This is a genomic window from Streptomyces sp. NBC_00249 (assembly GCF_026342355.1).
Lineage (GTDB): Bacteria > Actinomycetota > Actinomycetes > Streptomycetales > Streptomycetaceae > Streptomyces.
The window spans coordinates 658058-670913 of sequence record NZ_JAPEMV010000004.1 but is presented as its reverse complement, the minus strand read 5'-3'; the positions used below and the strand labels follow the sequence as shown (position 1 = coordinate 670913).

At 72.5% G+C, this 12856-nt stretch carries 11 protein-coding genes and 3 tRNA genes; 8 read left to right on the top strand and 6 right to left on the bottom strand.

What is annotated here, in order from left to right:
- Positions 1-22 precede the first annotated feature (22 nt).
- The 3 genes from purL to purS are packed head-to-tail and all read right to left on the bottom strand — an operon-like array spanning position 23 to position 3203.
- Positions 23-2272 carry a phosphoribosylformylglycinamidine synthase subunit PurL gene (gene purL / locus OOK31_RS21515; RefSeq protein ID WP_267088898.1) on the bottom strand — a complete coding sequence of 750 codons (2250 nt, stop codon included), beginning with the start codon at positions 2270-2272 and terminating at the stop codon, positions 23-25.
- Positions 2269-2949, bottom strand: coding sequence for a phosphoribosylformylglycinamidine synthase subunit PurQ (purQ, locus tag OOK31_RS21510; protein WP_267088897.1), 681 nt, complete (start codon positions 2947-2949; stop codon positions 2269-2271). The genes purL and purQ overlap by 4 nt, the downstream gene beginning before the upstream one ends.
- Positions 2950-2951: 2 nt before the next feature.
- Positions 2952-3203 carry a phosphoribosylformylglycinamidine synthase subunit PurS gene (purS, locus tag OOK31_RS21505; RefSeq protein ID WP_008740952.1) on the bottom strand — a complete coding sequence of 84 codons (252 nt, stop codon included), beginning with the start codon at positions 3201-3203 and terminating at the stop codon, positions 2952-2954.
- Positions 3204-3522: 319 nt separating this feature from the next.
- Between purS and OOK31_RS21500 the strand changes: the two genes are divergently transcribed.
- The 8 genes from OOK31_RS21500 to OOK31_RS21465 all read left to right on the top strand — a co-directional run bounded on the left by OOK31_RS21500 (position 3523) and on the right by OOK31_RS21465 (position 8012).
- Complete coding sequence (locus OOK31_RS21500; protein WP_267088896.1) at positions 3523-3840, top strand: Lsr2 family protein; 318 nt, start codon at positions 3523-3525, stop codon at positions 3838-3840.
- An 88-nt stretch (positions 3841-3928) separates the two neighbouring features.
- Positions 3929-4000: transfer RNA gene (locus OOK31_RS21495), tRNA-Gly, on the top strand.
- 78 nt (positions 4001-4078) lie between these two features.
- Positions 4079-4151: transfer RNA gene (locus OOK31_RS21490), tRNA-Gly, on the top strand.
- A gap of 163 nt (positions 4152-4314) precedes the next feature.
- Positions 4315-5280, top strand: coding sequence for an ABC transporter ATP-binding protein (locus tag OOK31_RS21485; protein WP_267088895.1), 966 nt, complete (start codon positions 4315-4317; stop codon positions 5278-5280).
- A complete protein-coding gene (locus OOK31_RS21480; RefSeq protein ID WP_267088894.1) occupies positions 5277-6038 on the top strand; it encodes an ABC transporter permease in 762 nt (253 codons plus the stop codon). Before OOK31_RS21485 ends, OOK31_RS21480 begins: the two co-directional genes overlap by 4 nt.
- Before the next feature lie 36 nt (positions 6039-6074).
- Positions 6075-7307 (top strand): sensor histidine kinase, encoded by a 1233-nt coding sequence (locus OOK31_RS21475; protein WP_267088893.1) that lies wholly within the window; start codon positions 6075-6077, stop codon positions 7305-7307.
- Positions 7304-7915, top strand: a complete 612-nt coding sequence (locus OOK31_RS21470; RefSeq protein WP_267088892.1) for a response regulator transcription factor — start codon at positions 7304-7306, stop codon at positions 7913-7915. Before OOK31_RS21475 ends, OOK31_RS21470 begins: the two co-directional genes overlap by 4 nt.
- Positions 7916-7939: 24 nt before the next feature.
- Positions 7940-8012, top strand: a tRNA-Gly gene (locus OOK31_RS21465).
- Positions 8013-8112: 100 nt separating this feature from the next.
- Here the strand turns inward: OOK31_RS21465 and OOK31_RS21460 are convergent.
- From OOK31_RS21460 to OOK31_RS21450, 3 genes are all read right to left on the bottom strand, one after another.
- Positions 8113-9015, bottom strand: a complete 903-nt coding sequence (locus OOK31_RS21460; RefSeq protein WP_267088891.1) for a phosphoribosylaminoimidazolesuccinocarboxamide synthase — start codon at positions 9013-9015, stop codon at positions 8113-8115.
- Between the two features lie 106 nt (positions 9016-9121).
- Positions 9122-10624, bottom strand: coding sequence for a N,N-dimethylformamidase beta subunit family domain-containing protein (locus tag OOK31_RS21455; RefSeq protein ID WP_267088890.1), 1503 nt, complete (start codon positions 10622-10624; stop codon positions 9122-9124).
- 189 nt (positions 10625-10813) lie between these two features.
- The gene (locus tag OOK31_RS21450) at positions 10814-12607 is read right to left on the bottom strand and encodes a hypothetical protein (RefSeq protein ID WP_267088889.1); all 1794 of its coding nucleotides are present in this window, start codon (positions 12605-12607) and stop codon (positions 10814-10816) included.
- Positions 12608-12856: the final 249 nt, after the last annotated feature.

Here is a 12856-nt window from a genome sequence, read left to right as displayed (position 1 = left end):
GGGGGCTCGGGCAGGCAGCGGATCAGGCCAGCAGGGCCGGGATCGTCGCCTCGTGGGCCTCGCGGAGTTCGGCCAGGGGGAGGGTGAACTCGCCCTGGATCTCGATCTCCTCGCCGTCCACCACACCGATGCGGGCCACGGGCAGACCGCGGGCGCCGCACATGTCGGTGAAGCGGAGCTCCTCGCTGCGCGGGACGGCCACGATGGCGCGGCCCGCGGACTCGGAGAACAGGAAGGTGAAGGCGTCCAGGCCCTCGGGGACCACGATCCGCGCGCCGTTGCCGCCCTTGAGGCAGGACTCGGCGAGCGCCTGGATGACGCCGCCGTCGGACAGGTCGTGCGCGGCGTCGATCATGCCGTCGCGCGAGGCGGAGATCAGGATCTCGCCCAGCAGCTTCTCGCGGCCCAGGTCCACCTTGGGCGGCATGCCGCCGAGGTGGTCGTGGACGACCTGCGACCAGGCCGAGCCGCCGAACTCCTCGGCGGTGTCGCCGAGCAGGTACAGCAGCTGGCCGGCCTCCGCGAACGCCATCGGCGTACGGCGGTTGACGTCGTCGATCACACCGAGGACCGCCACGACCGGGGTCGGGTGGATCGCGATGTCACCGGTCTGGTTGTAGAGCGAGACGTTGCCGCCGGTCACCGGGGTGCCCAGCTCCAGGCAGCCGTCGGCGAGGCCGCGGCAGGCCTCGGCGAACTGCCACATGACGTCCGGGTCCTCGGGGGAGCCGAAGTTCAGGCAGTCGGAGATGGCGAGGGGCTTGGCGCCGGTCGCGGCGACGTTGCGGTACGACTCCGCCAGCGCCAGCTGCGCGCCCGTGTACGGGTCGAGCTTGGCGAAGCGGCCGTTGCCGTCGGTGGCCATGGCGACGCCGAGGTTGGACTCCTCGTCGATGCGGATCATGCCCGCGTCCTCGGGCTGCGAGAGCACGGTGTTGCCCTGCACGAAGCGGTCGTACTGGTCGGTGACCCAGGACTTCGACGCCTGGTTCGGCGAGGAGACCAGGGCCAGGACCTGCGCGCGCAGCTCCTCGGAGGTCTGCGGGCGCGGCAGCTTGCCCGCGTCGTCCGCCTGGAGCGCGTCCTGCCAGGAGGGGCGCGCGTACGGGCGGTGGTAGACCGGGCCCTCGTGGGCGACGGTGCCCGGGGGCACGTCCACGATCTGCTCGCCGTGCCAGAAGATCTCCAGGCGCTCGCCGTCGGTCACCTCACCGATGACGGTGGCGATGACGTCCCACTTCTCACAGATCTCCATGAAGCGGTCGACGTGCTGCGGCTCGACGATCGCGCACATGCGCTCCTGCGACTCGCTCATGAGGATTTCCTCGGGCGAGAGCGTCGCGTCGCGCAGCGGGACGGTGTCCAGCTCGACCCGCATGCCGCCGGAACCGGCGGAGGCCAGCTCGCTCGTGGCGCAGGAGAGCCCGGCGCCGCCGAGGTCCTGGATGCCGGCGACCAGCTTCTCCTTGAAGATCTCCAGGGTGCACTCGATGAGGAGCTTCTCCTGGAAGGGGTCGCCGACCTGCACCGCGGGGCGCTTGGTGGGCTTGGAGTCGTCGAAGGTCTCGGACGCGAGGACCGAGACGCCGCCGATGCCGTCGCCGCCGGTGCGGGCGCCGTAGAGGATGACCTTGTTGCCGGGGCCGGAGGCCTTGGCGAGGTGGATGTCCTCGTGCTTCATCACGCCGATGCAGCCGGCGTTGACGAGCGGGTTGCCCTGGTAGCACTCGTCGAAGACGACCTCGCCGCCGATGTTCGGCAGGCCCAGGCAGTTGCCGTAGCCGCCGATGCCCGCGACGACGCCCGGCAGGACGCGCTTGGTGTCGGGGTGGTCGGCCGCGCCGAAGCGCAGCGGGTCGACGACGGCGACCGGGCGGGCGCCCATGGCGAGGATGTCGCGGACGATGCCGCCGATGCCGGTGGCCGCGCCCTGGTAGGGCTCGATGTACGAGGGGTGGTTGTGCGACTCGACCTTGAAGGTGACCGCGTAGCCCTGGCCGACGTCGACGACGCCGGCGTTCTCGCCGATGCCGACGAGCATGGCGTCGTTCTGCGGGACCTTCTCGCCGAACTGCTTCAGGTGGACCTTGCTGCTCTTGTACGAGCAGTGCTCGGACCACATGACGGAGTACATGGCGAGCTCGGCGCCGGTGGGACGGCGGCCGAGGATCTCCCGGATCCGGGCGTACTCGTCCTCCTTGAGGCCGAGTTCCTTCCAGGGCTGGGAGGCGTCCGGGGTCCCGGTGGCGTTCTTGACGGTGTCGAGGCTCATGCGCTGACCAGCTTCTTCAGGACCGACGTGAAGAACGGGAGGCCGTCGGTGCGGCCCGTCCCGATCAGCGGCTCGACCGCGTGCTCGGGGTGGGGCATGAGGCCGACGACGTTGCCCGCGGCGTTGGTGATGCCGGCGATGTCGCGCAGCGAACCGTTCGGGTTGACGTCCACGTAGCGGAAGGCCACTCGGCCTTCGGCCTCCAGTTCGTCGAGCACGCGCTCGTCGGCGACGTACCGGCCGTCCATGTTCTTGAGCGGTACGGAGATCTCCTGGCCGGCGGTGTAGTCGCCGGTCCACGCGGTGTCCGCGTTCTCCACCCGCAGCTTCTGGTCGCGGCAGATGAAGTGGAGGTGGTTGTTGCGGAGCATCGCCCCCGGCAGCAGGTGGGCCTCGGTGAGGACCTGGAAGCCGTTGCAGATGCCGAGGACGGGCATGCCCGCCTTGGCCTGCTCGATGATGGTCTCCATCACCGGCGAGAAGCGGGAGATGGCCCCGGCGCGCAGGTAGTCCCCGTAGGAGAAGCCGCCCGCGAGGACGACCGCGTCGACCTGGTGCAGGTCCTTGTCGCGGTGCCAGAGCGAGACCGGCTCGGCCCCCGCGAGGCGGACGGCGCGCAGCGAGTCACGGTCGTCGAGCGTTCCGGGGAACGTGACGACTCCGATGCGAGTGGTCACCGTCAGGCCTCGACCTTCACGGTGAAGTCTTCGATGACGGTGTTGGCGAGGAACGTTTCGGCCATCTTGTGGATGCGGTCGAGGGCGGCCTGGTCGACCGGTCCCTCCACCTCCAGTTCGAAGCGCTTCCCCTGGCGGACGTCGGCGATCCCCTCGAAGCCCAGGCGCGGCAGTGCACGCTGCACCGCCTGGCCCTGGGGGTCGAGGATCTCCGGCTTGAGCATGACGTCGACTACGACGCGTGCCACTGGCACTCCCGATGAGGTGTTGGTGCAAGGCGGTTCCCTCAGCGTACCCGGCCGAAATTTCTACGCGGGTAGATATCGGGTGGGGGTGACGGGCCCGCGGTTTCGGCTTCACCAACGATTCGCAAAATCCACCGGAAAACCACGTGCCCGGGATTGCGGCGGGACACGCGGGGAGAATTAACTGGGCTTCGCAATTCAATGAGAATCGCGGTACAAAGGAATCAGCCGGGATTCCGACGGTTTGATGCATTCCACCGAAACATCCACACAGGCGACATCACCGCACGTCAGCAAGCGGCGACGGCGCACGAAGGGACCGATATCCGTGGCGCAGCGCGTAGTAGTCACGATCTCCGACGACATCGACGGCGGAGAAGCGGCGGAAACGGTCGTGTTCTCCCTGGACGGTAAGACGTACGAGATCGACCTCAATGTGGCCAACGCAAAGAAACTGCGGAAGAGCCTGGCCCCCTTCGTGGCGGCCGGCCGCCGCCAGTCCCGTTCCGGGAAGGCGTTCAAGCACACCGCGGTCGCCCCGGACCCGGCGGTCGTCCGCGCCTGGGCCCGGTCGAACCAGCACGACGTGCCCCCGCGCGGCCGCATCCCGAAGCGGGTCTACGAGGCCTACAACGAAGCCCACTGAGAGCGGATTTGCCATCCACCCCCTCCGATCGGCTAGTGTGTGGATCACGCCGAGGGGCGAGGCCGAAAGGCCGGATCCCGAAGGTCGTGCGGGTGTAGTTCAGTAGCAGAACACCCCCCTTCCAGGGGGGAGGCGCAGTGTGCAATCCCTGTCACCCGCTCTGCACGCTTTCCGATCACGGTTGTGGATCGGGTAGAGTGATGCACGCATCGCACGGCGACTTCGTCGTGAGAAGCATGCGGACGTAGCTCAGTTGGTAGAGCACCACCTTGCCAAGGTGGATGTCGCGCGTTCGAGTCGCGTCGTCCGCTCAGCGAACAAAGGCCCCGGTCATCGACCGGGGCCTTTGTCGTATGCCGTATCCCCGGAACCCCCGCCCGCTTTGTGGTGCGGGTCACTTCCGATGACAAATGTCATCGCCGGCCATGACAGCGCGCACTGCCCCGGCCGCCGGGCCGCCGCGAGGCTTGATCCATGACCGACACCGACACAGTGATCCAGGCCGAAGGACTGCGCCGCGGCTACGCCGGCGGCTTCGAAGCCGTCCGGGGAGTCTCCTTCTCCGTGGCCCGGGGCGAGATCTTCGCCCTGCTCGGCACCAACGGCGCGGGCAAGACCTCCACGATGGAGCTGCTCGAGGGGCTGACCGCCCCGACCGGCGGGCAGGTCCGCGTGTTCGGCCTCGACCCCCACACGCGGCGTTCCGAGGTGCGGCCGCGCACCGGGGTCATGCTCCAGGAGGGCGGGTTCCCCTCGGACCTGTCGGTCACCGAGACCGTCCGGATGTGGAGCGGGGTCACCTCCGGGGCCCGCCCGGCGGCGGAGGTGCTGGAGCTCGTCGGGCTGGCCGCGCGGTCCTCCGTACGGGTCAAGCAGCTGTCCGGGGGCGAGCGGCGGCGGCTCGACCTGGCGCTGGCCCTGCTCGGGCGGCCGGAGGTGCTGTTCCTCGACGAACCCACCACCGGCATGGACCCCGAGGGCCGCCGGGACACCTGGGACCTCGTACGGGAACTGCGGGCGCAGGGCACCACCGTGCTGCTGACCACGCACTACCTGGAGGAGGCCGAGGCCCTCGCGGACCGGCTCGCGATCCTGCACGAGGGGCAGCTCGTCCTCACCGGAACCCCCGCCGAGGTCACCGCGACCCGGCCGTCCCGGATCCGTTTCACCCTGCCCGGCGCGGTGCCCGCGGGGCGGCTGCCGCTGGAGCTGCGGGCGGCGGCCGACGGGCCGCGCGTGGAGATCCGTACCGAACGGCTCCAGGAGGACCTGGGTCTGCTGCTGCGCTGGGCCCACGACGAAGGGGTGCGGCTGGAGGGGCTCGACGCCCGCTCCGCCTCCCTCGAAGAGGCCTTCCTGGAGATCGCCCAGAACCGCCGCTCGGGCCACGACGACGCCCACGACGGCACTCACGACGACACGATGGCGGGGACCCGATGAACGCGCTGACCCTCAACCCCGGCCGGCTCACCGCCCTCGGCCGCTCCGAACTGACCCTGCTGGTGCGCAACCGGGCCGCGCTGTCCGTGGCGCTGATGATGCCGGCGCTGATGGTGTTCGTCCTGCGGTCCACCCTGAGCGGGGACACCGCCGCCTCCGTCGCCGAGGCCACCCTCACCGGCGGGATCGGCATGGTGCTGATCCTGGTCGTCTACATGAACCTGGTCTCCGCCTACGTGGCCCGCCGCGAGGAGCTCGTCCTCAAGCGGCTGCGCACCGGCGAGGCGGGCGACCTGGAGATCCTGGCCGGCACCGCCCTGCCGGCCGCGGTGATCGCCCTCGGGCAGATCGCCGTCCTCGCCCTCGCCGGGGCGGCCGCCCTGGACGCGCCGATGCCGGACAACCCCCTCCTGCTGGCCGGGGCCGTCCTCGCCGCGCTGCCGGTGCTCGCCGGACTCGCGGCCGTGACCAGCGCCTTCACCCGCAACGTGGAGAGCGCCGGCATCACCACCCTGCCGCTGTTCCTGCTGACGGCGCTCGGCTCAGGGCTGTTCCTGCCGCTGGACGTGCTGCCCGACGCGGTGGCCGACGCCTGCGAACTGCTGCCGCTGAGCGGGGTGATGGCCCTCGTACGGGCCGCCTGGACCGGCGGCGCGACGGGCGGGGAACTGTTGACGGCCGCGCTCACCACGCTGGCCTGGATCATGGTCACGGTGTTTGCTGTCCAGCGGTGGTTCCGCTGGGAACCGCGGCGCTAGGGCGAGGAAGAACCGGGGGACGGGACCGTGTCGAAAATGACCGGGTGGTGGAAGAACCGCAGCAGTGCGGGGAAGGTCGAGCTGTACACGCGCTGGTCCTTCCACTCCTTCGTCTTCCTGGAGATCTTCTCCTTCGGGCTGCCCGGGCTGGCCTCCCCGGACAACCACGCCCCGTTCCTGGTGTCGAGCGCGGTCTTCCTCGCGTTGTGCGTGCAGTCCGTCCTGGTCGGCGTCCTGACCTCCAAGTCGCTGGACTGGCTGCTGGGCCGCCGGGAGCGGCCCTCGCGGCTCGTGGTGGCGGTGACGGTCATGACGGCCGCGGCCTGCCTGGCCGTGCTCGTCCTGCGCAGGACCGGGCAGCTGGCCGACTCGCTGACGCCGATGCTGGTGTTCGGGATGAGCGGCTTCGGCAGCGGCGCGCTGGTGATCACGCTGACGAGGGTGCGGCACATGTGCCTCGTCCCCTTCGTCTCGGCCGCCGCCATCGGGACCGCGGCGTTCGCGCTGGGGCTGCCCGCGGGCGAGGTCGCCGCGTACGCGATCGGCACGCTGCTGATGAACCTGTTCCTCGCGGTGGCCTACGGGTTCTCCGGGTGGCTGGTGAAGGCGGTCCACGAACTCGACCACGCCCGGGAGCTGCAGGCGCAGCTGGCCGTCGCCGAGGAACGGCTCCGCTTCGGGCGGGACCTGCACGACGTGATGGGCCGCAACCTGGCGGTGATCGCCCTCAAGAGCGAGCTGGCCGTGCAGCTGGCCCGGCGCGAACGCCCCGAGGCCGTCGACCAGATGATCGAGGTGCAGCGCATCGCCCGCGAATCGCAGAAGGAAGTCCGCGACGTGGTCCGCGGCTACCGGGAGGCCGACCTCGCGGTGGAGCTGGAGGGGGCGCGCGGGGTGCTGAACGCGGCCGGGATGGACTGCACGGTGGAGTTCCGCACCGCCGGGCGGGCGCTGCCGGCCGAGGTGCAGTCGGCGCTGGGCTGGGTGGTGCGGGAGGCCACGACGAACGTCCTGCGGCACGGGGACGCACGCAGCTGCCTGATCCGGCTGACGGCGGGCAAGGACTCGGGCGCGGTGACACTGCTCGTGGAGAACGACGGGGCGCCCGAGACCCCGGCCGGACCGCCCGGCTCCGGGCTGGCGGGGCTGCGGGAGCGGCTCGCGGCGGTGGACGGCACCCTGACGGCGGGACCGGCGGGCGGCGGGCGGTTCCGGCTGCGCGCCGAAGTGCCGGGGCAACGACTGCGAGAGGCGGAGGTGGGGGCGTGAACCCCGTACGGGTACTGCTGGCGGACGACGAGCACCTGATCCGGGGGGCGCTGGCCGCGCTGCTCGGGCTGGAGGACGACCTGGTCGTCGTCGCGGAGGCCGCGTCGGGGCCGGAGGCCCTCGCCATGGCGCGGGCGCACCGGCCGGACGTGGCGGTGCTGGACCTCCAGATGCCGGGGGCGGACGGTGTGAGCGTGGCCACATCACTGAGGTCCGAACTCCCCGACTGCAAGACCATGATCGTGACCAGCCACGGGCGTCCCGGCCATCTGAAGCGGGCCCTGGCGGCGGGCGTACGGGCCTTCGCGCCGAAGACGGTGTCGGCGCAGCGACTGGCCGAGCTGATCCGCACGGTGCACGCCGGAGGGCGTTACGTGGACCCGGAGTTGGCGGCCGACGCGATCAGCGCGGGCGACTCCCCGCTGACGGCCCGGGAGGCGGAGGTGCTGGAGTTCGCGGCGGACGGGGCGCCGATCGCGGAGATCGCGGAGCGGGCCTCGCTGTCCCAGGGGACCGTACGCAACTACCTGTCCTCGGCGGCGACGAAGCTGGGAGCCGAGAACCGACACACGGCAGTGCGTCTCGCACGCGAGCGAGGTTGGGTATAGTTGTCCTCGCGCTACGGCGCACAGGCGGACATAGCTCAGTTGGTAGAGCACCACCTTGCCAAGGTGGATGTCGCGCGTTCGAGTCGCGTTGTCCGCTCAGATGGAGAAGCCCCCCGGCCACAGGCCGGGGGGCTTCTTCGTGTCCGGCGGGGCCGGGCCGGGGCCGGGGTCGTCGCGGGCGACCCCGGCCGGGCGGCTCAGGACCAGGTCTGGCCGGTGAGGCGCTCGTACGCCTCGACGTACTTGGCGCGGGTCGCCTCGACGACGTCCCGCGGCAGCGGGGGCGGCGGCAGTTCGCCCTTCGGGTCCCAGCCGGAGGCCGGGGAGGCCAGCCAGTCGCGGACGTACTGCTTGTCGAAGGAGGGCTGGGCGTGGCCCGGCTCCCACAGGTCGGCCGGCCAGAAGCGGGAGGAGTCCGGGGTGAGGACCTCGTCGGCGGCGACCAGCGTGCCGTCCTTGTCGAAGCCGAACTCGAACTTGGTGTCCGCGAGGATGATCCCGCGGTCGCGGGCGATGTCCCGGGCGCGCCCGTACACGGCGAGGGTGGCCTGGCGCAGCAGCGCGGCCGTCTCGGCGCCGGTGGTGCGGGCGACCTCCTCGTAGGAGACGTTCTCGTCGTGGTCGCCGACCGCGGCCTTGGCGGCCGGCGTGAAGATCGGGGCGGGCAGCTCGGAGCCGTCCACGAGGCCCTCGGGGAGCGCGAGTCCGCAGACCGTACGGGACTGCTTGTACTCGGCGAGGCCCGAGCCGGTGAGGTAGCCGCGGGCCACGCACTCGACGGGGACCATGTCCAGGTTCTGGCAGACCAGGGCGCGGCCGGCCCAGTCGGCGGGGGCGCCGGCGGGCAGCTCGGTGCTGAGGACGTGGTTCGGGACCAGGTCCGCGAGCTGGTCGAACCACCACAGGGAGAGCTGCGTCAGGATGCGGCCCTTGTCCGGGATCTCGGTGGGCAGCACCCAGTCGGCGGCGGAGATGCGGTCGCTGGCGACCATGACGAGCCGGCCGTCCTCGTCGCGGTAGAGGTCACGGACCTTGCCGGTGTGGAGGTGGACGAGGCCGGGCACCTGCACCGGCTCGGGCTTTTCGACGAATCCGGGCACGGAGTCTCCCTGTGGTTCTGTACGAGCGCACGCCCATTGTCCCGTACGGGGGCCCCTGCCCGGCTCAGGGGGTGCGCGGCCGGGTCGCGCCGCAGGGGCGTTGGGGTCAGTCGCGCTTGCAGATCCGGTCGAGGAGGTTGGCCGTCGCCCGCTGGATGCGTTCGTCCACGTGGCCGGGGCGGTCGAGGGCCGGGGACCAGGCGAAGGTGCCGGAGGCGAAGACCAGGGCGCCGCTGGGTGCCCGGTAGAGGGAGGTCTCCTGGTGCCGCTTGGCGCCCTCGCCGTCGCGGTACGGGGAGTGCGCGAGCAGGATCCGGTCCTGGTGCGGGGGGAGCTGGGTGCGCGGGAAGTAGCGGTCGGCCTCGCCCGCGACGAGCCCGTCGAGCTCGTCGTTCTCGACGGCTCCGGTGGAGTCCCACAGCCAGTGCGTGGCGTTGCGCACGATCAGCGGCGCGGGCTCGGGGACCCGCCCCGCGTACTGGATGCCGAGCAGCTGCTGCTCCGGGCGGTCGACCTCGCGCCACAGGCTGGGGCGGCCGGGGCCGCGGCGTTTTCGGCAGGTGAGGAGCCGGTCGGGCACCCCGGAGGGGGAGGGGGCCAGCTCGACCTGCCAGTACATGGTGTTGGCGGAGAGGAAGACCAGCGAGGTGCCGTGGTCGCGGGCGCGCTCGGCGGTGCGGCGCATCGGGGTCGACCAGTACTCGTCGTGGCCGGGGAAGACCAGGCCCCGGTAGCGGGTCGGGTCGACGCGGCCGGCGTGCAGGTCGCGGGTGTCGGCGTAGGCGAGGTCGTAGCCGTAGCGCTCGGCCCAGCGGATGAAGTCGTAGGCGTGGCCCACGTGCAGGGGCAGGCCGGCGCCCGCGTAGGGGCGGTCGAAGGAGACCGTGACGGCGGCGTCGCGCTCCCCGAGGAGGCGGCCCTCCTCGTCCCACGCGTGGTAGAGGCTGGCGCCGGTGCGGCCGTCCTCGGGGTAGAGGTTGTAGGCCTGCCAGGTGATGTCGGGGAGCAGGAGCAGGAGGTCTGCGGGGTGGTCGTCGCGGACCGTGAAGGGGATGTGGGAGCGGTAGCCGTCGGCGGTGGTGAGGACGGCGACGTACGCGCCCACCGTCCAGTACGAGGGGACCTGGAGCCGCCAGGACTGCCACCAGTGGTGGCAGGAGACGGTGCGGTCGGCGGTGAGCGGGGGCGGCTGGACGATCCCGGACAGCCGCGGGCTGGTGGTGATCTTGGAGGCGCCGTCGCCGCCGTAGTGGCCGATGCGGTAGACGTCGACGGAGAACTGCTGGGGCGGGTCGACGGTGATGTGGAAGTCGATGGCCTCGCCGGGGGTGACGGCTCCGGTGGAGGCGAAGCCCTTGATCTGGCGGTGCACGTCGTCGGCGGTACGGGGGCCCCCGCCGCCGGAGCCGCGGGCGGCGGGGATGCCCGGGACGCCGGGGACGCCGCCGGGGGTGACGGCCGGGTCCACGTACCAGGGGACGACCTGGCCGGTGTCGCCGAAGTAGAGCTCGCTGCCCCGGAACCAGGGCAGGGGGCCCTGGCCGAAGGGGTCGGTCACCGCGTGCGCGAGCGCACCTGACTCCCATCGCCGGATCTGGTCCGCACCCATACCGCTCCCCTCCCTCGCTCCCCCGAACGTGTCTTCGTCGTCGTGGTGCGCGAGAGCTTTCGGACACCCTCGCGCGACCGGTCCCAGCACATCACATAACGCACGCACTCCGTCACCGTTCGTCGCGAATTGACGTGAGCGGAAGCCTGGCTGCCGCTTGGGCCGCCGTTTGGCCCGGGGCCCCTGGGGTCAGACGAGGCGGACGGGCTTGTCCGGGCGTACGCCGAGCTCCGCGAGCCAGTCGCGCAGGGGCGCCGGGTCCCCGTCCTCGACGAGCGAGAGCACGCGCGGGGCCAGGTCGGCGCGGCGCTCGCCGCCGACCAGCAGGACGGGGCCGTCGAGCCAGTCCAGGCCGGGGCCGGCGCCCGCCGAGTCCACGGCCGCGCAGCAGACGAGGGCGGTGACGTGGTCGGCGAGCAGGTCGCGGCCGCTGCGCGGGGGCTGGAGCGGGAACAGCGGCATCGTGTCGGCGCCGCCGGCCTTCCCGGCGGCCGTACGGGACTCGGCGCCGCGTTCCTCCCGGGCCAGATCGCCGCTGAGCCGCCCCGCGAGGGCCTCTCCGGCGGCGCAGTCCCCGGCCGGGTCCGTGAGGTACCCGAGGACCCGCTCCAGCGTCGGCCCGCCGAAGCCGTCGGCGCCGTCCGCGGGGGTGGCGTCCGGTTCGGTGAGGGCGACGGGCGCGGACGCGGACCGTCCCGCCGAGCCGTGCCGGGCCGTCGGGGCGGCCGGGGCCTTGGGGGCCGCCGGGGCCTTCGGGGCCTTCCGGTCGGCGGGGGCCGCCGGGGCGGTGGGGTCGGTGGGGGGCGCCGGGGAGCCGGCCGGGACGGCGAGGGCGTCCAGGGCCGCGTGCAGCCGGGCGGCCTCCGTACGCCACTTGCGGTCGACGACCTCCTCCGGGTACGCCGCCCAGTCCACCGGGGACCAGTCGGGCCCCGCTTCGGCCGGACCGCCGTGGAACAGCCGGGCCGCCAGCAGGGAGGCGGCCTCGTCGACCAGTCCGGGCTGCTCCAGCAGGTCACAGGCCGGGCGCTCGCCGAGGCGCGAGGTGAAGCCCTCGGCCAGCCGGTCCCGGCGGGACAGCTCGGTCAGCGCGGAGACCACCCCGGCGTCGAGCCGGGCCGGCCAGCGGCCCATCCGCCAGGCGGGCAGCGCGACCCGGGTCAGCAGCCGGTCCCAGCCTGCGTAGGCGAGGCCGACCTGCTCCTGGGCGACGATGCGCAGCCCGTAGTCCACACCCTGTGCACGGTCGGAGGCGGCCGCGGCCACCCCGCGCTCCATCTCGGCGGCGTCCGTCTGGCACAGCCGCAGCAGCAGCCGGGCGGGGCCGGCGATCCAGCCCAGACCGGGCCGGCCGCCGATGTCCACCGCCGCGTCGAGCCCGCGGACGAAGCCGCGCGCGTCGGCTATGTCCGGGTGCGCGGAGGGGCCCGTACCGGCGACGACGGGGGCGAGGACCGCCCGTAGCTCCGCGACGCGCATCCACCACAGGAACGGCGAACCGATCACCAGCACGGGAGCCGCGCCGGGCTCGGACTCGGGGCCCGTGGATATGCCGCCCCGGCGGTGCGCGGCGTGGGCCCGGTCCTCCAGCCAGCTGTCGCAGTCCGGGGTCAGGGCTATCGCAGAGGGCGCGGGCACGTCCATCCGGTCGGCCAGGTCCCGTACGAGGCGGTAGAGGTCGGGCGCGGCGGCCTCGGGCAGCGGCACCGTCGGCGTCACGGCGGGACCTGCCCGCAGGACGACGGCGCCGAAGATCCCGCCGACGAGCAGCGTCAGCGCGGCGACCGCGCAGACGGCCAGGGTCACCGCGGGCCAGGGGTCACCGGCCAGCCGGCCCGTCGTCCGGGCCGCGACGAGGACCACCGCGAGGGCGGCGGGCAGCAGCACGGCGGCCAGCGCCCTGCTGCGCACCCGCAGCACGGCGAGGGCGCGGGAGCGTGCGGACGGCACGCCCACTTCTGCGATCGAACCGGTTCCGGACACGGCCGGACCTCACCCCCTCTGCCCTGCGGCGGCGTAGCTCACTCCCCCACTGTGACACCCGCCACTGACATCGCAATGCCGGTGGGCCATGTGCCGGAATGCTTGCGCCGCACCCTAGTTGGGGAGCGGGCGGACGTCAGGCGGACCGGGCCACGATCACCCGATGGAATGGCTTTGGGCAAAGGTGGGTGCGTTCGAACGCGGCTGGATGCACTCGTACGCGGACATGCGCGCGGGCCCGGTGCGCGT

Excerpts from the sequence above, each read along its gene's own strand:
- purL (WP_267088898.1), bottom strand. The coding sequence starts at position 2,272 with ATGAGCCTCGACACCGTCAAGAACGCCACCGGGACCCCGGACGCCTCC.
- OOK31_RS21485 (WP_267088895.1), top strand. The coding sequence starts at position 4,315 with ATGACCGACACCGACACAGTGATCCAGGCCGAAGGACTGCGCCGCGGC.
- OOK31_RS21480 (WP_267088894.1), top strand. The coding sequence starts at position 5,277 with ATGAACGCGCTGACCCTCAACCCCGGCCGGCTCACCGCCCTCGGCCGC.
- OOK31_RS21475 (WP_267088893.1), top strand. The coding sequence starts at position 6,075 with ATGACCGGGTGGTGGAAGAACCGCAGCAGTGCGGGGAAGGTCGAGCTG.
- OOK31_RS21455 (WP_267088890.1), bottom strand. The coding sequence starts at position 10,624 with ATGGGTGCGGACCAGATCCGGCGATGGGAGTCAGGTGCGCTCGCGCAC.